Source organism: Rossellomorea sp. H136 (assembly GCF_056838065.1).
In genome coordinates this window covers 451,612-474,065 of sequence record NZ_CM166371.1, presented here as the reverse complement: position 1 = coordinate 474,065, position 22,454 = coordinate 451,612, and the positions used below count along the sequence as shown (strand labels likewise).

The following is a 22,454-nucleotide window of genomic DNA, read 5'->3' as shown; positions in this document are numbered from 1 at the left end:
GAGACCGTTTGAAGATCATTGATATTTCCCGCCCTTTACACAATGACACTCCTGTCTGGCCAGGGGACACTCCCTTTTCTTTCTCATTGAATTGGACAAAGGAGGAAACGGGATCCGTGAATGTCGGTCAGCTTACCATGAGTTCTCATACTGGAACACACGTCGATGCTCCCTTCCACTTTGACAAAGCTGGAAAGAGAATATTGGACCTGCCATTAGAGAGGTTTATGGGGCCAGCCATCGTTGTATCGGTGGAGAATGCTGCAGAAATAAGTAGTGAACTACTGGATAAGGTCGACTTTTCAGGAGTTAAGAAGGTGCTTTTCAAGACGAATGCCTGGAAGAATCCCAAGCAGTTTCCTGAACGCATTCCTCCCATTGCGAAAGAGCTCGCACCTTTTTTGAAGGAAAAAGGGATTGATTTGATTGGAGTGGATCTTCCTTCAGTGGATCCATTGGATAGTAAAGAGCTGACTGCTCACCATTCATTACGGCAACATGACATCGGAATATTGGAAGGGATTGTCCTTGACCACGTAGAGCCTGGACGGTATGAATTGGTAGCCCTTCCCCTCGCTCTTAAAGAAGGAGATGGATCTCCCGTCCGAGCCATTTTAATGGATCGAACTTGATAAGATTCCTTTACAGGTTTTCCCTTCATTTTGTATAATATAATAGAAAAGTTCATTGCTTAAATACAGAGTCCTGGCTGCCACCAGAACTCTGACAGTATACATTGCCGTGAGCAATTTATCCTTTAATAAGATAGAAGTAACCTTTCCCTTGCAGTTGTCATAGTGGGTGGGTTACTTCTTTTTTTGTTGCGTGACTGCGATTATTGCTACTGTTAATGTACCAAAGGCAATCATCAGTTGTAGTACGTCTGCCGTTTCGATCATTCCTGCTCATCACCTCCCATCTTAAGGGAGCTGCCTCTTGCCCACCCAGCTATGTACACCGTACACATATTTTAACACAAAAACGAACGTATGTTCTATAATTCTGAGCATATTTAGAAAATAGTTCCTTTTTACTGAATTGATCCCGTCTATAAATTGTTTTAAATCGCATATATTCCCTTCTTCTTTTCATAGACTAACAATATAGATGTTTAAAATGATAAAAAATGGACCATAGCTATGTTAAAAAAAGGAGGCGGTACAATGGGAATTACCATCACTTTGGGTTTAGTCGTGATGCTTGGAATGGTTTTGGGTATTCTTATTTATTTCTTAAGACAAGCTTTGGATTCAAATGATTCGAAAAAAATCGATTCTCATGATCATGATCATTTTTCGCAATGATGATTTGTATTTAAGACCGCTAGCGAAATTTGTCATTTTTTGTAGAACGGTCGATATCTTGAAAATACGGTTGATAAAATGAAAGAACGGTTGATATCTTTAAGAATGCGATCGATCAGCAAAGCATAAAGCCCGGACATCCTCTCTCTAAGGACGCTCGGGCTCTTTTTATTCAGTGATTTCCTTTTCACCCAGTTTCATTGAACTTGAGCATAGGGGACAAACCTTGGATTCCGTATCTTCATGGGTTTCCGGTCGCTGCCAGGCAATGCACTTGGTATTTGTGCAAACCCAGGCCAAGATCTTACTCAACTTCCCACTCCTCGCCTTTTTATTTGACTTCGGCTGATCCGTGTGGGGAGTATTCGTAAATAAGTCTGCAATAAAACGGGAGCATTTTCGCTGTTCACCTTGATAATAGGCAGGAGAAGAAATAAACAATTTCTCTTTCGCCCTCGTGATGGCTACATACGCAAGCCGTCTTTCTTCTTCTATTGCACTCAAAGCCTTTTCTTTTTGATTCGGATCTTTGTATACCTTATCTTCAAGCTTATTGGCATTCAGCGCTGAGCTATGAGGAAGGTTTCCTTCAATTGCACCGATCAAAAACACGACGGGGAACTCCAAGCCCTTAGAACGGTGAATCGTCATTAACGATACGCTGTTTGTGTTCTTTTTTTGACTCTGATTTGAATAGATTTCCTCATACTTTGCTTTCATCTCATCAATAAAGGTAATAAAACTCGAAATCGTATCAAAGCGCTTCGCCGATCCTTCAAGTTCGTCCAGCATTTCTTTAATGAGTTCCTTCTGTTCTGTTACCACATGTGATTCCTGGGCATCAATGTATTGATGATAGAACTCTTTCCTGATCCGTTTGATCGCAGCTTCCGGTGACTGGTCTCCGATCGACTTTAGAAATTTCATCCGTTCTTTTATATTCTTTACCTGAAACGGCTTCAATCCTGATAATGTCGTTAAATGGATGAGAGGATATTTCTTTCTCTCTATACGATCTTCCTCCAGAATATGAGCCATCCCCCGGTCCCTTCTTATAAATAGAGTCGGCAGCAGTGATTCCATGGCTGAGAAGTTCCTGGGAACAATCGATAACCGCAAGTAATCCACCACCGGTTTCACCGTCCAGTTTTCATAGAAGAGGGAATCCTTTTGATTATAAGGCGTGAAAGGAATCTCCTTTAATAGCAGTTGCTCAAAGACTGCCCGCCCGCTGCTCATGGTGCGGTGAAGAATCGTCATATCCCCATATGTATATCCTTCTCCTATTAACCGATGGATTTCTTCTGTGATCCAGACGGCCTCTTCATCTGCAGTAGCCGGTCTTGAATAAAGAGGCTTTTGTCCTTCCACCTTAGTGGCGATAAGCTCCTTAACACGACGGTGTTCATTCTGTCCGATCACTTTATTGCCCAACCCGATGATATAGGCATCCGATCGGTAGTTCTCTTTCAAAGTTACAACCTTTGCATCCGGGAACTCTTCATCAAAATCCAAAATAAATTCGTTTCTGGCACCATTAAAGGTGTAGATCGTTTGGTCATCATCTCCTACTACGAACAAATTCCGATGAGCCGCAATCAACTTCATAAGCTCATATTGTACGAGATTCGTATCCTGGAATTCATCGACCATCACGTACTGGAAACGGTGCTGAAGAGAGGTCAAAAGGTTAGGATTCGAAAGTAATAATTGATATGCCTCTGTCAATATATCATCGAAATCCATTTTATGATTCATCCGCTTCCACTCTTCATATTTTAAGAGAATGTCACGCACTTCTTTTTCCGACTTGGATTTCTGTGGAAGATCCCTGATATCTTTTTGATTCAACTTATAATGAGAGAGTTTTGCGAGGAGCGTCTCTGCATCATAAGGATCATATATCTTCATTTCTCTCTGAATTTGCTTCAGGATAATTTGTTTATAGCGCTCGTTCCCGATCACCTCTTGTGTGTAATGACGGGATCTAAGTAAATAAAGAAACAGGGCATGAAACGTGCTGGCATGAACCTGTCCTCCAGCTTCCGTCCCCGGCAGACTTGAAATCCTCTGCTTCATTTCTTCCGCCGCTTTCTTTGTAAATGTCACGAGTAAAATATTTCTCGGCTCAATATTTTTCACAGTCATCAAGTAACCTGCCCGGCAAACGAGGACTGTTGTCTTTCCAGTCCCTGCACCAGCCAGGGTTAAGCACGGGCCCACCACATGACGCACAGCCTCTATCTGAGAAGCATTCAAATGAATGCCTGCTTCCTCCATCGTCCGAAAGAAAAAAGCATCCTCTTCATGGGAGGATATCAGCTGTTTCGTCGTGTCTCCCTTATTGAGTGGTGCTACCGGGATTTCCTTCTTTTCCGCTTCATATGGATAAATAGAATAGTTGGTTAATACTTTATTCAAAGCTCATTCTCCTAGCTTTTCTTTACGATTCATAACCTTCTCATCATAACAAGAGCTCTTCAAAAATAGCAATGACAATCTCAGGATGATAGGGATAGAATACTGGATATGTCCATACTATTAAACGACTGTTTAATCCCTTGAACCCTAGTAGAATAAATGTTTTGAAAGACTAATCAAACGTTTGTTTAAATCAGATATGCTCCCCGGGGATTAACATATTGATAGAAAAGGTAATAGAACATTAGGTGATAAATGATGAATCTAACAAAATGGGGCTTTACCCGCTTCAACAGTATAAAAGCAGAATTTGACCTTTTCCCCCACTCCCTAGTCAACCTAAGGAAGATCAGAAACTATTACTTCGTAAATAAAGTTCACTGGTGTCACATTGATCCTGTGGTGGAAACACATCATCTCAAAGAAATGGAACTGCTTGTGAACCGGGAAATGGACTTGGAAAAGTACTATCTTAATAGAAGATTGGAATAACGACAGTTTTTTCTCACAATTCATGAATTTATTTTTAATGAGGGAGGAACTACGTGCTGTTCCTCTGTAGAATGCCTGCTTTTAAAGTGACGTTCAATACTTTGTTAAATGATTTTTAGTGTTTGGTCTTTCTACTCCTTATTCTTATAAGTGACAAATAATGAAGAAGCACAAAGTGGATTGGAGCGGAAGGTGCTCGACTCCTGTGGGAAAAGCGGGAAAGTTGAGACCCCACAGGGCAAAGCCCGAGGAGGCTCAACTCACGCCCCGCGGAAAGCGAGCGCCTGCAGCGGAAAGGAACGGTCAAGGTTTTGTAGAATGTACTTTTTAGGACTAATAAAAATGATTTTCAAATAACAAGAAAGATTGAGATAAAGTAAGATAACCGACTATTTCATCGTTAAAAACAGCCCAAATCGCATTATATTGATTATTCTGAACATTTGCATTAATTTTAGAATTTGTTAATATATAATTAATAAAAGATTTACAAACACAAACTTTAAAGGAAGGCGTGATTCCAATGAAGTAAGCTAGCAAAGCATGTCAGCATCACATCTCGCTTTTGAGATCGGCCCGTGAAAACTGATTTCAAGATGTGTGGATATGCGGGAATGCGCAATCTTATTTCAGGAGATGATTCCAATGAAGAGTGTAAGCGAAGCATGCTAACATCATGGTACGCAAGAAGATAGCCCGTGAAAACTATCTTCGTAACATGTGGGCGTGTGGGAAAATCAGCGGCAGGAGAAAATAAACTAAATAATACATGCAATACCATTAATTCAAAAGAATGTTAAGTATGTGTATTAGTAAGAAAGGATAGTAAAGTTAATTGAATAAGGTTTACTTAAGTTAAGGCGCTGTTTATGTGATATAGACATAAGCAGCGTCTTAAATTTTGTTTAAAACTCTTCTTTTAACAGGGAGCAAACAGCTGCATCACAAAAGATTCCCTTTTCAAATGCCGCTTTTCTCAATATTCCTTCGAACATAAACCCTGCTTTTTCAAGACATTTCTTTGAAGCCGTGTTCTCCGGATCATAAAAAGCTTCAATTCTATTAAGGGACATTTCTTCAAAACCGTACCGCAGGATCGGTCTTAATACCTCGGACATGACCCCTTGTCTCCAATAGGTTGGATGAACCTCAAATCCCACCTCGGCTTTAAAGTGTTCTTTTTCCCACTGATGAAAACCGCAGCTTCCAATGATTTCGTCTGTTTCTTTTAAAGCAATCCCCCATCTGATCCCTTCATTTTTCTGAAATCTCCCGTTCCATCTGTTGATGATTTCAATGGCTTGTTTTTCTTCTTGAAACGAATCTAAATCATAATAACGAGTGACTTCATCTTTTGAAAAATAGTCAAATACTTGGGGAGCATCCTCTTCTTCCATCTTTCTTAAGCGGAATCTTTCTGTTTCAAGCACCGGAAAGGTTCTTGTCAGCATAATCATTCTCCTTTTCTTCTTGTTCTCTTTTATTATTCAACATTGTATTTTTTAATGCCTTCTTGAAAATTGAATTTCTCATAAAATCTTATACTCGTGATGAGAAGCGTTGGTTTGTATTCTTTCCTTATTCTGGTTACAATCGATTTAATAAGCTGAAAAGGATTGGAGAAGCGATGTTGGATCATAAAGCTCATAAAATCATTGTAAGTAAAGCCATATTTACCGGAAATGCTTTGTCCCCCTTTGATGGGTTCGTGGCTGTTCGGGATGACAGTATTATTGGAGTTGGTCCCCGCTCAGAGATGGAAAGCTTTACAGGACCGTCGACAGAAACATGGGATGTTGGAAACCGCCTTGTGACGGCAGGATTTCATGACTTTCATCTTCATTTGTTTTTAGGGGCAATGTTCGAGGGGTTCTGTCAGCTGACATTCGGCTATTCAGAAGAAGCTACAGCGAAAATGGTTGCGCAGTTTGCAAAGGACCACCCGAACGATGAATGGGTCCTTGGATTCGGCTGGCATCATGTGCGCTGGCCAGGTCAGGCTATTCCCTCCCGTCACTCTCTGGATCAGTACATTCCCCACCGTCCCGTTGTGCTTCTGAATGAAGAAGCTCATAGCGCTTGGCTGAATACAGCTGCTCTTCAGAAATTAGGAATTCACCGTGATACACCCGAGCCTCCTTTTGGAAAGATTGAAAAAGACCATCATGGGGAGCCGACCGGCTTTTTGTATGAGACGGCTGTTCAGTATGTCATTGAAGCTTTTTCGTTTGATGAAAAAGTGAAAACCAGGCTGATGAACGGGATGTTGGAAAAGACTTCATCCTACGGCATAACCTCTGTTTCTGACATGCTTCCTCTTCCCGGATATACTTTAGGGGATCCAGCTTTTTATAGGACCTTTGAGGAAAAAGGAACACTGACGACGAGAATTCATTTTTTGGATGTTTTGGACGGAAACCTTGAGCGTGGTATTCAATTCAGGGAAAAGTATCAATCCGATAAGCTTCAATTTTCCGGCTTGAAGCAGTTCCTGGATGGTGTCCCCCTCACCTATACCGGCTTTTTACTTCAGCCGTACCTTGACCGTCCTTCTGAAACAGGCGGCACCATCTATGATCCTATTGTGTACCAAGAATGGATTGATGCTGCTGACCGGGAAGGTTTCAGGATCCGCCTACACGCATGTGGAGACGCAGCGGTCCGATTGGGCCTGGATTTGTATGAGCATGCCCGAAGTGTAAATGGCATGCGGGATTCCCGCCATACAATCGAGCATATTGAAGTTTGCGATCCAAGTGACTTCGGTCGGTTTGAGAAGTTAGGCGTCATTGCATCCATTCAGCCTGAACACCTGACATCAGGGTCCATGGATACCCATGCCTATTTAGACAGGCTGGGTCCTGAGAGGGCTCGCTTCACCTGGCCAATTGGCTCCTTGCAGAATCATAGGGCCAGTATCGCCTTCGGAACGGACTTTCCGATTGTAGACTTGAATCCCATGCTTGGTCTTTACCGGGCGATTACACGTAAACATGAAGACGGCACACCACATGGAGGATGGAACCCTTACGAAAAAATCTCAATGGCACATGCTCTGATGCATTACACGAAATCCCCTGCTTACGGTAACTTTAGAGAACACGACTTAGGAACCATCGAAGTTGGAAAGAAAGCGGATTTAGTCGTCTTAGACCGGAATTTATTTGAAGTAGAATCAGAGGAAATGCTGGAGACTGGTGTTTGGATGACCATCATGGATGGAAATGTCGTGTATGAAAGATAAGGTTAAAATTTGGGGTAGGTAGACATCACCAATTCCAGAGCCAAAAAACAGAGGTCCGTCCCTCAAAAACTGGGGACGGACCTCTCACTATTCATCTTATTTTTGTTCTGGTGCTTGTAGTCCCCCGCCTCGAATGGTTTTTTCTTGGAATGGGAGGTTGAGTTCTTTGCTCAGTTTCTCGAGGAAGCTCAGTTCGCGTTTGGATACAAGGCAGATGACGGTTCCTTCCGCTCCCATGCGCCCGGTTCTTCCTGAGCGGTGAATGTATTGTTTCGTATCGCTTGGGAAGTCGTAATGGACAACGTGTGTGACGTCTGTGATATCAAGGCCACGTGCCGCAACGTCTGTTGTCAGAAGCATGGATACTTTCCCTGAACGGAAGCGGTCCAGTGATTGCTTACGCTCCATCTTGTTTGATTCCCCTGCCAATACTTCCAGTTCGACTCCCTTATATTTCAGTTTTTCTTCTATTTCAGAGAGCTTTTCCAGTTGATTGAAAAATACAAGGGCCTTGATTCCTTTGAAGTATGAGATGCTTCTTAGAGCTTCCATTTTATCTCTCAGCTCGCTGTACACATACACATGATCCACTTTCGGGTTATCCAGGTTCGCTTCCATTTTGACGATTTCATGGTTTTGCAATAGTGATTCCGCTACGTTCTCGGTTTCGTCTGATAAAGTGGCCGAGAAGAATAGAACCTGACGCTCTTTTAAAGTAGCTTTAATGATATCCTTTACCTCACGGATGTGTTCTGAAGAAATCATTAAGTCGAACTCATCGACGACGATGGTTTTCACTTCATGCATCTTCAGCTTTTTCATTTTCATCAATTCGATCAAACGACCTGTTGTTCCCACTACAATATGTGGCTTTTTCTTCAGCTTCTCGACTTGCTTTTTAATGTTTGCTCCTCCAATGAAAGCAGCACTCGTTACGTCGGTTCCCTTCGCCCATTTCTGGATTTCCTGGTGGATTTGCATGACAAGCTCTCTTGATGGAGCAAGTATCACAGCTTGAGCCTGTTTTCTTGATGGATCAATGGCTTGGATGATTGGAAGTAGATACGCCAACGTTTTCCCTGTCCCGGTCGGTGATTCACAAACAACATCTTTCCCTTCCATAATGAGAGGTACCACGCGCTCCTGTACAGGAGTTAAAGAAGTGAATCCTGATTCTTCCCAGTTTTTTTGGATTGATGGGGTATTGATAATGGTTGAAATTGAGTTCATGCTATTTGTCCTTTCTTAATCGGCAGAGGCAGCAGGAATCTCTTCGTCCACGATTGGCAAGCTGATTTCCACTGCGGTTCCTTTTTCTTTTTCACTTTGAAAGTGTATATGTCCTTTATGTCGTTCAATGATCTTTTGACAGACGGCCAGTCCCAGACCCGTTCCTTTTTCTTTCGTTGAATAGAATGGTTCTCCAAGATGGCCGATTCTTTCCGGTTCCATGCCTACTCCGTTATCCGCCACTACAACATGGGCATCATCGCCTCGGGTGACCAATGTAATCGAAACATTTCCATCCTTGTTATCAGGTATGGATTCAACTGCATTTTTAATAATGTTAATGAACACCTGTTTGAGTTGATTTCCTTCACCCAATACGTACAGGGGCTTTTCCGCCAGGTTTTTATATTGAATGGATACATTATCTAGATGAGCCTGTGCTTCCATCAGCACCAGTACTTGTTTCAGAATATCATCCAGTTTTTCACGACGCAGATCGAACTCCTGCTGTTTACCCAGTATCAGCATCTCCCCTGAGATCAAGTCAATCCGATCGACTTCAGAGAGCATGATATCCAAATGATCATGGTTTATTCGATTACTGATTTGCATAAGCTGGATGAACCCTTTAAGGGATGTAAGGGGATTGCGGATTTCATGTGCGACAGCCGCAGCCAGCTGGCCAATGACAGAAAGCTTTTCGGATGCTATCACCATTTCTTCATTTTCCCGATGGAGGGTGATATCCCTTGCAATGGCGAATATCCCCGTCACTTTTCGATTAACAATAATCGGTACAAGTGAACAACGCAGTATTTTCCGGTTGTTATTGGCTAAATGAATGGTCGTTTCAAAGGTTGACGCCCAGCCTTTGAAGGTTTGGAAGAAGTACTCCGTTACTCTTTTCATCTCGACTTCATCCAAAAATTTACTGAATTTCACTTCTTTCAACTGTTCATGAGTTGATTCCAGTAATCCTTCAGCTTCAGAGTTCACAGATACCACATTGCCATCCAGGCTAAGTTCTAAGACAGCATCCGGATTTTGTTCAAATAGAGAATGATAATGCTGATTTCTGATTTGAAGCTGTTTCTCTTTTTTCTTCAACTTTTCATTTGAGATTATTAATTCACTGGTTCTCCGATACACTAATAAAAAAATGATCATACCTGTTACAAGTGTAAATAACCAGCCTTTATAGCGCTGAAAATAAATATACATGCTGAGTTTTTCATGAGCAATGATCATGGAAAAGTAGTCGGATAATACAATCCACAGGATGCCTAATAGCACATAGGTGACGGAAATTTTCAAGGCAATGTCTTTTGCTTGTTTCATCGTTGAGAGTTCACCTAAATTCAAAATAGTCTTTCTCCTAGGGTTTCTCAGTTCTTACCAATTTATCATAAATTCTTTGATGACTTATTTTCCTTTCAGGAAGAAAGTCGTCAAAGGGTAAATTCCTATGCTTTGTATGATGAGAGAAAGCAGAATGACTCCAAATGTCAATGAATGGAGCAGTTGAGGCCCTTGTCCATCTATACTTAGTAACAAGGCGACAGACATAGTCCCTTTAATACCGGACCAAGTTAATATGAATACTTCCTTCCATCCGTACGTTTTTCTCCAAGTTTTTTTCATTTTGACAACACCAATAATAATAACATAGCGAACCACCAAGGAGAGAATAAATAGGAAGAAGATCCACCCGATTAATGAGAAAGACAAATACTGTGTCGCCTGGATCCCTATTAATAGGAATAAAAAGGTTAGAATGGTCGGTTCCATGACGGTCCAGAAACCATCCAGATCCTTTCTAAAATGATGTTCTTTAATTGTTCTTCCGTATTCATACGAAAGCATGATCCCTGAGAATACAGTAGCCAGTACGCCTGAGACACCAAGCTCTTCCCCTATGTAAAAGGTTCCATAAGCAAGAATGATGCTAAGCATGATCTGGTATCTGGAATCAGTTGTGAAGTGGATGGCTTTACTCGCCAGCCAACCGAGTGACACACCAATTGCGATTCCCCCTAGGGAAACCAATAGAAATTCCAAAAGAAAAGAAGGCACTGAAATGGATTCTTCCCCAAAGTAGACTCCTGCCACAACTGTAAAGAGCACGATGCTTGTGCCATCATTGATCATTGACTCACCTTCTACAACATCTGCTATGTCCTGATGATTGGAAGATTCCTTTAATATAGACACAACAGAAACAGGATCCGTAGGCGTCAGGATCGTTGCGATTAATAGAGCCTCTACATACGAAATGGAAAGCCACGGATGCAAACCGTAATAAAAAAGCAGGCTCATCAAGACGGTCGTAATGATAATCCCCACTGTACTAAGGATAGAAATGATTCCAACATGCTTTTTTAAGGCTTTGGTTGAAAATTGATATGCAGAAATAAATAATAAGGATGGCAGAAACCATTCAAAAATAATATCTTTCGTTAAGTTGACGTCAGAAAAAACAGGTACGTACGACAACCCTATTCCAAACAGAAGTAAAACTACTGGAACAGGAACATTCTTTTTCTTTTTATCAATGGTAAAAACACTGTAGCCGATTACAAGCAAAAACAGAATTTGGATTGGATCGATGATTCACACCTCCAAAATAGGGTTCATACCTTTTTATTCCACTGAACACCCTCTCATTAAACGCACCGCAACCTTTTTCCCGTTTATTTAAAATTGTGTTTATTTTTTTATGGAAGAGGAAAAAAGAGAAGCAATGATAGTGAAGGCAGGTGATGCTACATGTTGGGCACGGAGTATGGTAGCAAAATATTCAGTAAAAGTGGTACGATTACCCTCCCACACAAATGGCGAGAACAGTTTGGACTGGTTCCAGGAAAACTTGCAGAACTCGTCTACCAAAACAACTGTATATATATTAAGCGAGCTGTCAAAGAATCTACTCATAACAAGCGCTACGTCTCAGAAAAAGGAACCGTCCACATCCCAAAAGAACTCCGAGAAGAAATGGGCATGACCCATCAATCATCCTACTACCTAATCGTAAATGAAACAGAAAATTATTTTATGATTTCAAAAGAAAAATAACAATACGAACCAAGCTTTTCACCTCCACCAAACAAGGTCCGTCCCTCGCATGTTTCAAAGCGACGAGGGACGGACCTTTGGTTGTTCGATGGTGATGCTGCTTCCTGATGGGGAGATGGATAATTTGCGGACGTTCATGCTGGGGAAGGACTGTTCCAGCTGACGTGAGAGCCATTCACTTGCTTCCCGTTCTACAAAGCAGGCGATCGTCGGCCCGGCACCACTTAAGGCGACACCGAATGCCCCGAAACGTCCCGCTACCTCTTCTACTGCATCGTAGTGAGGAAGCAGCTTTCTTCGGTGGGGCTGATGATACCTGTCTCGCTTCATCATTTTCCCAACAGTTTCCCAATCTCCTGTTAGAAATGCCGCCACCAGTACGTTTGAAATCGCTCCGGCTTCCACGGATTCTTCAAAGGAAAGACTCTCAGGGAGTACATTTCGGGAATCCGATGTTTTCAGTTCAGCTTTAGGAATCACGCACACCACATCAACGGGAAGATTAGGAACCGATAAAAGACTCACACCCTTATCATGTTGACAGCTGACCACAAACCCGCCATATAGTGATGCTCCCACGTTATCTGGATGACCTTCAAATCGATTTGCAAGTGCCAGTTTCTTTTCCTGTGTCAGATTCAGCTCACACAGGGCATTGGCAAGCTCAATGCCAGCCACAACCGCTGCTGCGCTGGAGCCTAACCCTCTCGTTAACGGAATGTCACTCGACACGTAGAGGTGACAAGGAGACGGCTTCTTACCATAGTCATCTGCCACCTCTTTCACGACCTCTACTATAAAATGTGTCTCATCAGTCGGAAAGACCTCGAGGGCAGAAGAAAGGGGGATCACTTGCCAATCTTCTGCTTCATGTACCTCAACGGTTAAAAATACATTTAACGCCAAGCCCAGAGAATCAAATCCAGCTCCTAAATTGGCTGTGCTTCCAGGGACAATGATTTTCCAGGAGCGGGGGGCACGTCTTTTCATACGCCAATGGTCCCTTTAATATAGTCCTTCACCATTTCACGATTGTTTGGCAATTTCACCGGAGTGACCGGACTGCATTCCATGGCCGTAACCGGATCCTTTAAGCCATTACCTGTCAGCACCGCCACTACTTTTGACCCTTCTTTAATCAACCCTTTATCCAATGATTTCTTTATGCCTGCAATGGATGCACATGAAGCGGGCTCGGCAAAAATTCCTTCTTTACTTGCAAGCTGCTGATAGGCTTCAAGAATTTCGTCATCGGTTACTTCGTCAATATGTCCGTTTGATTCTTTCAACGCGTCGATTGCTAATGTCCAGCTTGCCGGGTTCCCGATTCGGATCGCAGTGGCAATTGTTTCAGGATGAGGAAACACCCTGTCATGGACCAGAGCTGCTGCTCCCGACGCTTCAAAACCAAACATTCGTGGTAAATTTGAAGCTTTGAACTCATGATATTCTTTGAATCCTTTCCAGTATGCCGAAATATTTCCCGCATTACCGACAGGGATCGCAAGCACATCAGGGGCCTCACCCAACCCTTCGATGACTTCAAAAGCTGCTGTTTTCTGTCCTTCCAAACGATACGGATTCACTGAATTCACAAGAGTGACAGATTCGGTTTTACTCAACTCACGGACGATTTCGAGGGCTTCATCAAAATTTCCTTCGATGGAAATGATTTCGGCACCATACATGACAGCTTGAGCCAATTTCCCTTGAGCAATTTTCCCCTCGGGGATGACCACGATACATTTGATTCCTGCCCTCGCTGCATAGGCTGCTGCTGAAGCAGAGGTATTTCCGGTAGAGGCGCAAATGACCGTCGAACTCCCTGATTCCACTGCTTTGGCAACGGCGAGAACCATTCCGCGATCTTTAAATGAGCCGGTAGGGTTTGCTCCCTCTACCTTTGCATACAACTCGATGCCCCATTCACGGGACAGCGTTTTTAATTCAACCAAGGGAGTATTTCCTTCATTTAACGTTAATAGAGGAGTGTCATCATTTAATGGAAGATGCTCCCCGTACTGCTCCAGTAACCCTTTCCATCTCATCCTTTGTCTCCTCCTTCTACACGGTATGAGCTTTCAATCGAATGAACCGCTTCATAATCCTTCAGCTCCATCAAAATGTCTACGTAATGATCAAGAGATGCTTTATGAGTCACAAGGACAATTTCAGCAAACTCATCACTTTCTAACGGATTCTGCAGAATCTTCTCGAAGCTGACGCCGTGATTCGAGAAGATGGAAGTGAGTTTTGCTAAAACGCCTACTTCATCCTGAACGTGCAGACGCAAGAAATATTTTGAATGAATTTCATTTCGTTCTTTTAACTTTTTAGGGAATTGGGGGTTCACCGCACTCTTACCCGTGACTCCCAATCTCATATTCTTCATTATTCCTACCATATCTGATACGACGGCTGTAGCAGTTGGAAGACTTCCTGCTCCGGGACCGTAAAACATCGTTTCACCAACCGCTTCCCCGTATACATACACTGCGTTATATTCATCATGAACCGATGCGAGTGGATGCTCATTTTGAAGCAGTGTCGGCTCCACGCTCACTTCAACCTTCTCTCCTTCACGGTGAGCATAACCGATGAGCTTCATTGTATATCCGAATTGATCGGCATATTGGATGTCATCACCCGTCACTTCCGTAATACCTTTCACCTTCACATCGGCTAAATCTACGTTCATGGAAAACCCTAACGTTGAAAGGATCGCCATCTTTCTCGCTGCATCCAAGCCGCCTACATCTGCCGTCGGATCCGCTTCAGCATAACCTAACTCCTGGGCTTCCTTGAGAACATCATCGAAGGTCCGTCCCTCTTTCGTCATCTTTGTTAGTATGAAATTCGTCGTTCCGTTGACGATTCCCATCATTTTCGTGATGCGATCGGAGGCGAGGCCATCTACTAAACTTCTTAAAATCGGGATTCCCCCTGCAACACTTGCTTCGTAGAATAGGTCACAGCCGTTTTCTGATGCTACCCTTAGTAACTCCGGTCCGTGAAGGGCCATAAGATCCTTGTTTGCCGTTACGACATGCTTCTTCTGGTGCAGAGCATGGAGGAGATGTTCCTTCGTCGCTTCTATGCCTCCCATTACCTCGACCACAATATCAATTTCAGGATCAAACAGGACTTCCTCAGGATTTAAGGTCAGTATGCTGTTTTCCATTTCCAGTCCTCTATCTTTCTCTAAATCCTGAACAAGGGCTTTTTTCACCTTCACAGGGCAGCCGATTTGATGGGACAGTTTATCTTGATGATTCTCTACAATCTTCACCACTCCTGCTCCCACCGTTCCGAGTCCTAAAAGTCCGATTGAAATTGATTCCATAAGCCGAAAACCTCCATTTGTATATTTCTTGTGTACATTTGTTCTTGTATAGTGGACATTATAGTAGAAAAAATTACCTATTACAATAGGTATTTACGTATTTTCGAAATGTATGAGCTTTCAATTCTGATAGATTACTAGCTTGTTTTTCTTAAAAATCTTTCTATTTTCACTCTTTTGTGACATGAACAGTGTTTTCGTAGGGAACTTCAGGAAAATTTGTGCTGATTTTGCACACTTTAGAGTACTATCCCTCGGTTGTCGTGCCACTTTTGAGAAAACTTGTGCCACTTTAGGGGGTTGTCGTGCCACTTCCCACCAAACTTGTGCCACTTTCCAACTTTGTTGCTCCAAATTGTGAACAAAATAAAAACACCTATTAATAACAGAGGACCGCTCCTAACTAACACGCAGTTAAGAGCCGTCCTTCTTTTACACAATATGATGCAGCTGTCTGGCCATTTTGGATAGATCGCGGTACACGGAGATCTTGCTTGGATCGGCATTTCCGCCACTGATGACACAGCCGACTTTCTTTCCTTGCACCTTGACCTTTTGGCACATGGCTGCCGCTAAGGATGCTGCTCCCGCTCCTTCAACCAGCGTTTTTTCCCGTTGAAGCATAAACATGATGCTATAGGAGATTTCTTCATCCGTGACCGTGACCATATCATCTACATACTCCCGGATGATCGGAAACGTGAGCTCTCCAGGCTTCTTGACGAGAATCCCGTCTGCAATGGTGTGCACATGCTCCAGGGATCCTTTGTTTCTACCTGTAAAAAAGTTATACGTAGCCGGGGCTCCCAGTGCCTGTACGCCGACGATTTGCACTCGGGGGTTAAAGGCTTTTACGGCCAGTGCCATTCCGGCCAACAGACCGCCTCCGCCAACAGGTACCAGGATCATGTCTAAATCACTGAGTTGCTGAAGCATTTCCAGTGCGACTGTCCCTTGCCCAGCCATCACTTTATGATCATCAAATGCATGAACATACGTTGAGCCATTTCTGATTTTCTCTTCAAGTGCTGCCCCGTAGGCTTCCTGATAGGTGTCTCCAGTCAGGACAATTTCAGCTCCGTAATGTTTCGTTGCCGCTATTTTTGTGGAAGGTGTTCGTTTCGGCATGAAGATTTTCGACGGAACTCCGCGCAGGGATGAAGCCAGTGCCACACCTTGGGCATGATTTCCTGCAGATGCGGCAATGATGCCTTTACCTGCTTCTTCTTCAGACAATGACATGATTTTATTCATTGCGCCTCTTACTTTGAAGGAACCTGTTCGTTGCAGGTTCTCCATTTTCAAATAGATCTCTCCACCAGTGAACGTATTCAGCGTCGATGATTGCTTTAACGGTGTTCGATGCACCTGATGACTGATTCTTTCCATTGCCTCTACAACTTCAGTGTTATCCATTAAATTCCCAAGCCACTCACCTCATAATTTTTTTCGTATTCTTCAATATCTTTTCCGTAATGCAAAGTTAAATCGATCTCATCCAGCCCTTTCAAAAGCATCGTTTTCCAGTATGGATCAATTTCAAAGGAGAAGCGTTGACCTTCCGAGTCGCAAATCGTCTGATGCTCAAGGGACACTTCCATTTTATATAAATCTACATGACTCTCATTTCTTAAAAGAGCATCCACTTTTTTTTCTTCCAGCTGAATGGGCAGGATCCCATTCTTCAAACAGTTGTTATAAAAAATATCTGCAAAGCTTTTGGCGATGATTACTTTAAACCCATAATCTTGAAGGGCCCACGGAGCGTGCTCCCTCGAAGATCCACACCCAAAGTTCTTTCCACCGAGAAGAACCTCGGCGTCTTGATATTGAGGTGTGTCTAATAAGAAATCGTCTCTTAGCGACTTCCCATCGTCTTCAAACCTCCAATGATAAAACAAGTACTGACCAAAGCCTTTACGCTCAATTCTTTTTAAAAACTGTTTTGGTATGATTTGATCCGTGTCCACATTGTCTCTTCTTAGTGGAAACACTTTTCCTTTAACATGATTGATTGCCACCTTCTCACCTCCTATGAAACCGGCATTTTTTCAAGTTTTCGTACATCTGTCAGTTTTCCGGTCACGGCAGCCGCAGCGGCCATGGATGGGCTGAGAAGATGGGTTCTTGATCCGTTTCCTTGCCGGCCTTCAAAGTTTCTGTTGGAAGTGGATGCACAACGTTTGCCTGGGGGCACGATATCATCATTCATGGCTAGGCACATGCTGCAACCTGCTTCCCTCCACTGGAATCCGGCTTCTTTAAAAATGGTATCCAAGCCTTGCTCTTCAGCCTCTTTCTTCACTTTAAACGAGCCCGGAACAACCAAAGCGGTTATGCCCTGCTTTACAGTATGACCTTTCACCACCTCAGCAGCTGCCCTCAAGTCACTCAGACGAGAATTCGTACACGAGCCAATAAACACATAATCCACCTCTATGTCCTCAATTCTCATTCCCGCCTCGAGCCCCATATAATGGATCGCCCTTTCAACCCCTTCTCTTTCAGAAGGATCTGCGTACTGTTCCGGATGAGGGACGGACCTTGAAATAGATGCGCCCATCCCTGGATTGGTTCCCCATGTTACATGAGGCTCAATTTCTTCACCTTTCACCTCAATTTTGTGATCATAAGCGGCGTCCTCATCACTCGTCAGCGATCTCCACTCTTCTTTACATTGTTCATATGATTTATGCTTCGGCAGATGCTCCCGACCTTCTAAATATGCGAAGGTCGTCTCGTCGGGACTGATTAATCCCGCTTTGGCTCCTGCTTCAATGCTCATATTACAGACGGTCATTCTTTCTTCCATGGATAGATTGCGGATCACGTCACCGGTGAATTCGATGACATATCCGGTTCCAAATCCTACCCCGTAAGTAGAAATGATGTTTAAGATCACATCTTTCGCTGTGACACCAAATCCCAGCTCTCCCGATACTTCTACTTGAAGGGTTTTCGGCTTCGATTGCCAGAGGGTTTGAGTTGCTAAAACATGCTCCACTTCACTCGTACCGATCCCGAAGGCCAGTGCTCCGAAGGCCCCGTGGGTTGAGGTATGACTATCTCCGCAAACAATGGTTTTCCCTGGCTGCGTCAAGCCGAGCTCAGGACCGATGACGTGGACAATCCCTTGATCAGGGTGGTGAATATCGGCAAGAGTGACACCAAATTCTGAGCAATTTTTCTTTAACGTATCCATTTGCAGTCGTGCGATTTCATCTCTGATGATGTGGCGCTCTCTTGTTGGTACATTGTGATCCATCGTAGCATAGGTTAAATCCGGTCTCCGCACCTTGCGATTCTTTAAGCGCAGCCCTTCAAATGCTTGGGGAGACGTAACTTCATGTACGAGGTGCAAATCAATATACAGTAAATCCGGCTTTCCCTTTTCTCTGTGCACGATATGTTTTTCCCATATCTTTTCGACGATATTTTTCCCTGCCATGAACTCCCTCCTGGTTTGGTAAGATTTTCATTCAGTTAAGACTGTATTGGTAAAATTGTTGCTGAATGAGTAGTGGTTGATTTCCACTGATACATTCCAATCAAATCCATCTTATAAATAAGCCGCCAAGATTGAAGACAGCGCATGATCCGCTTCTAAGCGCTCTACAACCAGCTGGCTCATGGCACCGGTCCCAACTACGGTTCCGCGTCCCATGGTCCAAAGGTCTCCTGTACGGTAGCCTGCGTTCAGGACTTCCTGAACGGCCATTTCGATCATTTCAGCCTCTTCTTTTAAGCCGAAGGAATGTCTAAGCATCATGGCAACCGATAGAATCATAGCCAGTGGATTGGCTTTTCCTTTTCCGGCGATATCGGGTGCAGATCCGTGTACAGGTTCATAAAGCCCGAAGGAGTCTCCTCTTAAACTGGCGGAAGGAAGCATTCCCAATGAGCCTGTGATCATGGAGGCTTCGTCACTCAGGATATCCCCGAACATATTCTCAGTCACAAGCACATCGAATTGCTTCGGCTGATACATCAGCTTCATGGCAGCAACATCGACCAGCATATGTTCCACTTCCACATCCGGGTATTCCTGAGCCACTTCATTCACGACCTCGCGCCACATTCGACTTGTTTCTAAGACATTTGCCTTGTCGACGGACGTTAATTTCTTCTTGCGTTTCTGAGCCAGCTTGAATGCTTTATGAACGATTCGTTCGATTTCACTTTTTTCATATACAAGGGTATCAACTGCAACTTCGTCTCGCTTCCCTTGACGACCGGACGGCTGACCGAAGTACAATCCTCCTGTCAGTTCCCTGACAATCACCAAATCTACTTCCTCTACAATCTCCCGTTTCAGCGGGGATGCACCCAGTAAACTTTCACATGCTTTCACCGGTCTCAGATTCGCGAATAGCCCGAACTCTTTGCGGATCGCCAGGAGACCTTTTTCAGGACGAATCTCTTTCGGAAGATGCTCCCACTTTGGACCTCCTACAGCTCCTAATAACACGGCGTCACTATCTTTACAAAGCCTGATCGTTTCAGGAGGTAATGGTGTACCGAAGCGATCGACGGCAGACCCGCCGATATGACCTTTCTCGACTTCGAATTCATGACCGAACCAATCACCCACTGCCTTCAGTACTTCTAATGCCCCGTCCATGATCTCTTGACCGATACCGTCTCCTGGTAGTACAGCGATTTTTTTCTTCATTAGAATTACCTCCTGTTTTGGTTAGTTTTATGTGAGAGCCTTGAATTACAAGGCTCTCTGTCTTACAAGCTGGCTTCCACTGCTTCCTTCTCCATGGATTGTGACTTCCGTTGTGCTGATCGATTCACTGCATTAAGGTAAGCCCGAGCTGATGCTTCTAATACATCCTGGGCAGTTCCGCGTCCGCTTGTCTTTTCTCCGTTATATTCGAGTCGGACATAGACTTCTGCAAGGGCATCTCGGCCCCCACCGACTGAGTTGATCTTGTAATCTAATAATCTAGAAGGACTTGGCAGGATTTTTTCGATCGTATTGTAGATGGCTTCAACACTTCCTGAACCCGTTGAAGCGAGCTGGGTTACACTTCCGTCCTCGAACTTCAATTCGATCGTGGCCGTCGGGATATTGTCCATGCCATATTGAACCTGCATTCTTTCTAATGTAAAGCCGACTCCATCGGCCATTTCCGTTTGCTTATTCGTCAGGATGCTGAAGAGATCTTCATCGACGATTTCCTTCTTCTTATCCGCGAGATCCTTGAAAGCATAAAATGCTTCATTAAGCTTCTCGTCTGAAAGTTCAAATCCTAATTCAACCACTTTATTTTTAAAGGCATGACGTCCTGAGTGTTTTCCTAGAACCAGGCGGGTTGCATTCACTCCAATCAGTTCAGGGGTAATGATTTCGTATGTTGTTTTTTCCTTCAGCATTCCGTCCTGATGAATACCTGATTCATGAGCGAATGCATTATCACCTACAACCGCCTTGTTAGCCGGTACTCTCATCCCCGTCAGTTTACTGACAAGAGAGCTTGTTTTCTTGATTTCATCCAGTTTCAGGCGGGTAGTGGCGCCGTAAAAATCTTCCCGGATTCTAAGAGCCACAGCGATCTCTTCCAGAGCTGCATTTCCAGCACGTTCGCCGATCCCATTGATCGTTCCTTCAATTTGATCGGCTCCGTTTTCAATGGCAGCCAGTGAATTGGCTGTCGCCATTCCCAAATCATCATGACAATGAGCCGATAGCTTTACTCCGTCGATATTCGGAACATTTTCTCTTACGTACCGAAACAATTCACCGTATTTATGAGGGGTGATATATCCTACCGTGTCAGGAAGGTTAATGACCGAAGCCCCTGCTGCAATGACTTTCTCCATGATCTTCACCAAGAAATTCAAATCTGTTCGACACGCATCCTCTGCCGACCACTGAACAACCGGGAAAAATTTCTTAGCGTATTGAACGGCCTGAACGGCTGTATCAATAACCTGATCCGGTGACATCTTTAACTTATGGGTCATGTGAATTGGTGAGGTTGCAAGGAACACATGCACTCTTGGTTCCGCCGTACCCTTAAGAGATCCCCAAACCGCATCGATGTCCCGCTGCTGAGCTCGCGCCAGACCCGTTACCGAGCTGTTCTTGATCGTGGAACCGATCCGCTGCACGGCATCGAAGTCTCCTTTTGAAGCTGCAGGAAACCCGGCTTCAATGACGTCCACCCCCAGCCTTTCCAGTTGTCTCGCCACCTCAATCTTTTCAATCGTGTTAAGATTTACTCCTGCTGACTGTTCACCGTCCCGTAGGGTTGTGTCAAAAATCTCAATGGTTCGCACTCGCAACCACTTCCTTTTCTTTAGTTGAAGGTTTCTGAACAAATGGCATCATTTTACGAAGCTCTCTTCCAACGACTTCGATCGGGTGCTGACTTTCACGTTGATTGATTGCGTTGAATTCCGGACGGTTCGCCTGGTTTTCCAGGATCCACCCCTTCGCAAATTTTCCTGTTTGGATATCCGTTAATACTTCCTTCATGCGGGCTTTCGTTTCTTCGTTCACCACCCGCGGACCTGAAACGAAGTCTCCCCATTGAGCCGTGTCTGAGATTGAGAAGCGCATTCCTTCTAATCCTTGCTCATACATCAGGTCAACGATCAGCTTCAATTCATGTAAACACTCGAAATAGGCGACTTCTTTTTGATAACCTGCTTCCACCAGCGTTTCGAATCCTGCTTTTACAAGGGATGTCACACCTCCACACAGGACTGCCTGTTCACCGAATAGATCGGTTTCCGTTTCCTCCTGGAAGGATGTTTCCAGGATCCCTGCGCGTCCTGCCCCAACACCTTTTGCATACGCAAGGGCAAGTTCTGCGGCATGACCTGAAGCGTCTTGATAAACCCCATAGAGGGCTGGCACTCCGGCACCTTCTTCAAATGTTCTTCTTACCAGGTGTCCCGGTCCTTTAGGAGCTACCAGGAATACATCTACATCTTCAGGCGGAACGACTTGATGGAAATGGATATTAAACCCGTGTGCAAATGCCAGTGCTTTACCTGCGGAAAGGGCAGGCTTGATTTCTGCCTCATACACTTTCGGCTGATGCTCATCCGGCAGGAGAACCATGATGAGGTCCGCCTGTTCACTTGCTTCGCGGACGGAGTAGACATCGAATCCGTCCTTTTCCGCCTGATCCCAGGACTTCCCTTTTCGTAATCCGACTACTACATCAAATCCGCTTTCCTTCAGATTTTGAGCATGTGCGTGACCCTGTGATCCATAACCGATAACCGCTACCTTTTTCCCTTTTAAAACCTCTTCATTCACATCTCCGTTATAATATACCTTTACCATTTCCCTCATCCTCTCCATTTTTTGAATAATACGTTTTTTTGA

The 22,454-nt window shown here is 44.0% G+C and carries 20 protein-coding genes; 5 read left to right on the top strand and 15 right to left on the bottom strand.

Going from position 1 to position 22,454, the window contains the following annotated elements:
* Positions 1 to 8: 8 nt before the first annotated feature.
* Positions 9 to 632 (top strand): arylformamidase, encoded by a 624-nt coding sequence (gene kynB / locus ACYH0O_RS02440; protein WP_482630982.1) that lies wholly within the window; start codon positions 9 to 11, stop codon positions 630 to 632.
* Positions 633 to 806: 174 nt separating this feature from the next.
* Here kynB and ACYH0O_RS02435 read toward each other — a convergent pair whose 3' ends face one another.
* Positions 807 to 899: a putative holin-like toxin gene (locus tag ACYH0O_RS02435; RefSeq protein WP_220154057.1), complete on the bottom strand. Its 93-nt coding sequence runs from the start codon at positions 897 to 899 to the stop codon at positions 807 to 809.
* 264 nt (positions 900 to 1,163) lie between these two features.
* On the opposite strand from ACYH0O_RS02435, the gene ACYH0O_RS02430 reads away from it, so the two are divergent.
* On the top strand, positions 1,164 to 1,304 hold the full coding sequence (locus ACYH0O_RS02430) for a hypothetical protein (RefSeq protein ID WP_172655744.1): 141 nt from the start codon (positions 1,164 to 1,166) through the stop codon (positions 1,302 to 1,304).
* Positions 1,305 to 1,472: 168 nt separating this feature from the next.
* Here ACYH0O_RS02430 and ACYH0O_RS02425 read toward each other — a convergent pair whose 3' ends face one another.
* On the bottom strand, positions 1,473 to 3,725 hold the full coding sequence (locus tag ACYH0O_RS02425) for a UvrD-helicase domain-containing protein (protein WP_482630981.1): 2,253 nt from the start codon (positions 3,723 to 3,725) through the stop codon (positions 1,473 to 1,475).
* A gap of 255 nt (positions 3,726 to 3,980) precedes the next feature.
* Here ACYH0O_RS02425 and ACYH0O_RS02420 point away from each other — a divergent pair, with 255 nt between their 5' ends.
* Positions 3,981 to 4,217, top strand: a complete 237-nt coding sequence (locus ACYH0O_RS02420) for a hypothetical protein (protein ID WP_482630980.1) — start codon at positions 3,981 to 3,983, stop codon at positions 4,215 to 4,217.
* Between the two features lie 905 nt (positions 4,218 to 5,122).
* Here ACYH0O_RS02420 and ACYH0O_RS02415 read toward each other — a convergent pair.
* Complete coding sequence (locus tag ACYH0O_RS02415; protein ID WP_482630979.1) at positions 5,123 to 5,668, bottom strand: GNAT family N-acetyltransferase; 546 nt, start codon at positions 5,666 to 5,668, stop codon at positions 5,123 to 5,125.
* Positions 5,669 to 5,844: 176 nt separating this feature from the next.
* Here ACYH0O_RS02415 and ACYH0O_RS02410 point away from each other — a divergent pair, with 176 nt between their 5' ends.
* On the top strand, positions 5,845 to 7,461 hold the full coding sequence (locus ACYH0O_RS02410) for an amidohydrolase (protein ID WP_482630978.1): 1,617 nt from the start codon (positions 5,845 to 5,847) through the stop codon (positions 7,459 to 7,461).
* A gap of 96 nt (positions 7,462 to 7,557) precedes the next feature.
* Here ACYH0O_RS02410 and ACYH0O_RS02405 read toward each other — a convergent pair whose 3' ends face one another.
* The 3 genes from ACYH0O_RS02405 to ACYH0O_RS02395 are packed head-to-tail and all read right to left on the bottom strand — an operon-like array spanning position 7,558 to position 11,274.
* Positions 7,558 to 8,691 (bottom strand): DEAD/DEAH box helicase, encoded by a 1,134-nt coding sequence (locus ACYH0O_RS02405; protein WP_149154448.1) that lies wholly within the window; start codon positions 8,689 to 8,691, stop codon positions 7,558 to 7,560.
* A 15-nt stretch (positions 8,692 to 8,706) separates the two neighbouring features.
* Positions 8,707 to 10,053 (bottom strand): ATP-binding protein, encoded by a 1,347-nt coding sequence (locus tag ACYH0O_RS02400; RefSeq protein WP_482630977.1) that lies wholly within the window; start codon positions 10,051 to 10,053, stop codon positions 8,707 to 8,709.
* A 60-nt stretch (positions 10,054 to 10,113) separates the two neighbouring features.
* Positions 10,114 to 11,274 (bottom strand): cation:proton antiporter, encoded by a 1,161-nt coding sequence (locus ACYH0O_RS02395; protein WP_482630976.1) that lies wholly within the window; start codon positions 11,272 to 11,274, stop codon positions 10,114 to 10,116.
* 183 nt (positions 11,275 to 11,457) lie between these two features.
* Here ACYH0O_RS02395 and ACYH0O_RS02390 point away from each other — a divergent pair, with 183 nt between their 5' ends.
* Complete coding sequence (locus ACYH0O_RS02390; RefSeq protein WP_482630975.1) at positions 11,458 to 11,763, top strand: AbrB/MazE/SpoVT family DNA-binding domain-containing protein; 306 nt, start codon at positions 11,458 to 11,460, stop codon at positions 11,761 to 11,763.
* Between the two features lie 54 nt (positions 11,764 to 11,817).
* Here ACYH0O_RS02390 and thrB read toward each other — a convergent pair whose 3' ends face one another.
* The 9 genes from thrB to ilvC form a co-directional block, all read right to left on the bottom strand.
* Positions 11,818 to 12,753, bottom strand: a complete 936-nt coding sequence (gene thrB, locus ACYH0O_RS02385; RefSeq protein WP_482630974.1) for a homoserine kinase — start codon at positions 12,751 to 12,753, stop codon at positions 11,818 to 11,820.
* On the bottom strand, positions 12,750 to 13,811 hold the full coding sequence (gene thrC, locus ACYH0O_RS02380) for a threonine synthase (RefSeq protein WP_482630973.1): 1,062 nt from the start codon (positions 13,809 to 13,811) through the stop codon (positions 12,750 to 12,752). Before thrC ends, thrB begins: the two co-directional genes overlap by 4 nt.
* Positions 13,808 to 15,106 (bottom strand): homoserine dehydrogenase, encoded by a 1,299-nt coding sequence (locus ACYH0O_RS02375; RefSeq protein WP_482630972.1) that lies wholly within the window; start codon positions 15,104 to 15,106, stop codon positions 13,808 to 13,810. Before ACYH0O_RS02375 ends, thrC begins: the two co-directional genes overlap by 4 nt.
* Before the next feature lie 432 nt (positions 15,107 to 15,538).
* Positions 15,539 to 16,522, bottom strand: coding sequence for a threonine ammonia-lyase (gene ilvA / locus ACYH0O_RS02370; RefSeq protein ID WP_482630971.1), 984 nt, complete (start codon positions 16,520 to 16,522; stop codon positions 15,539 to 15,541).
* Positions 16,522 to 17,127, bottom strand: coding sequence for a 3-isopropylmalate dehydratase small subunit (gene leuD, locus ACYH0O_RS02365; RefSeq protein ID WP_482630970.1), 606 nt, complete (start codon positions 17,125 to 17,127; stop codon positions 16,522 to 16,524). The genes ilvA and leuD overlap by 1 nt, the downstream gene beginning before the upstream one ends.
* A gap of 11 nt (positions 17,128 to 17,138) precedes the next feature.
* Positions 17,139 to 18,554, bottom strand: a complete 1,416-nt coding sequence (leuC, locus tag ACYH0O_RS02360; protein ID WP_482630969.1) for a 3-isopropylmalate dehydratase large subunit — start codon at positions 18,552 to 18,554, stop codon at positions 17,139 to 17,141.
* Between the two features lie 111 nt (positions 18,555 to 18,665).
* A complete protein-coding gene (leuB, locus tag ACYH0O_RS02355; protein WP_482630968.1) occupies positions 18,666 to 19,778 on the bottom strand; it encodes a 3-isopropylmalate dehydrogenase in 1,113 nt (370 codons plus the stop codon).
* Positions 19,779 to 19,840: 62 nt separating this feature from the next.
* The gene (locus tag ACYH0O_RS02350) at positions 19,841 to 21,394 is read right to left on the bottom strand and encodes a 2-isopropylmalate synthase (protein WP_426891147.1); all 1,554 of its coding nucleotides are present in this window, start codon (positions 21,392 to 21,394) and stop codon (positions 19,841 to 19,843) included.
* A complete protein-coding gene (gene ilvC / locus ACYH0O_RS02345) occupies positions 21,381 to 22,430 on the bottom strand; it encodes a ketol-acid reductoisomerase (protein ID WP_482630967.1) in 1,050 nt (349 codons plus the stop codon). The genes ACYH0O_RS02350 and ilvC overlap by 14 nt, the downstream gene beginning before the upstream one ends.
* Positions 22,431 to 22,454: the final 24 nt, after the last annotated feature.

Excerpts from the sequence above, each read along its gene's own strand:
- ACYH0O_RS02435 (WP_220154057.1), bottom strand. The coding sequence starts at position 899 with ATGATCGAAACGGCAGACGTACTACAACTGATGATTGCCTTTGGTACA.
- ACYH0O_RS02430 (WP_172655744.1), top strand. The coding sequence starts at position 1,164 with ATGGGAATTACCATCACTTTGGGTTTAGTCGTGATGCTTGGAATGGTT.
- ACYH0O_RS02420 (WP_482630980.1), top strand. The coding sequence starts at position 3,981 with ATGATGAATCTAACAAAATGGGGCTTTACCCGCTTCAACAGTATAAAA.
- ACYH0O_RS02415 (WP_482630979.1), bottom strand. The coding sequence starts at position 5,668 with ATGCTGACAAGAACCTTTCCGGTGCTTGAAACAGAAAGATTCCGCTTA.
- ACYH0O_RS02410 (WP_482630978.1), top strand. The coding sequence starts at position 5,845 with ATGTTGGATCATAAAGCTCATAAAATCATTGTAAGTAAAGCCATATTT.
- ACYH0O_RS02405 (WP_149154448.1), bottom strand. The coding sequence starts at position 8,691 with ATGAACTCAATTTCAACCATTATCAATACCCCATCAATCCAAAAAAAC.
- ACYH0O_RS02390 (WP_482630975.1), top strand. The coding sequence starts at position 11,458 with ATGTTGGGCACGGAGTATGGTAGCAAAATATTCAGTAAAAGTGGTACG.
- thrB (WP_482630974.1), bottom strand. The coding sequence starts at position 12,753 with ATGAAAAGACGTGCCCCCCGCTCCTGGAAAATCATTGTCCCTGGAAGC.
- thrC (WP_482630973.1), bottom strand. The coding sequence starts at position 13,811 with ATGAGATGGAAAGGGTTACTGGAGCAGTACGGGGAGCATCTTCCATTA.
- ACYH0O_RS02375 (WP_482630972.1), bottom strand. The coding sequence starts at position 15,106 with ATGGAATCAATTTCAATCGGACTTTTAGGACTCGGAACGGTGGGAGCA.
- ilvA (WP_482630971.1), bottom strand. The coding sequence starts at position 16,522 with ATGGATAACACTGAAGTTGTAGAGGCAATGGAAAGAATCAGTCATCAG.
- leuC (WP_482630969.1), bottom strand. The coding sequence starts at position 18,554 with ATGGCAGGGAAAAATATCGTCGAAAAGATATGGGAAAAACATATCGTG.
- leuB (WP_482630968.1), bottom strand. The coding sequence starts at position 19,778 with ATGAAGAAAAAAATCGCTGTACTACCAGGAGACGGTATCGGTCAAGAG.
- ilvC (WP_482630967.1), bottom strand. The coding sequence starts at position 22,430 with ATGGAGAGGATGAGGGAAATGGTAAAGGTATATTATAACGGAGATGTG.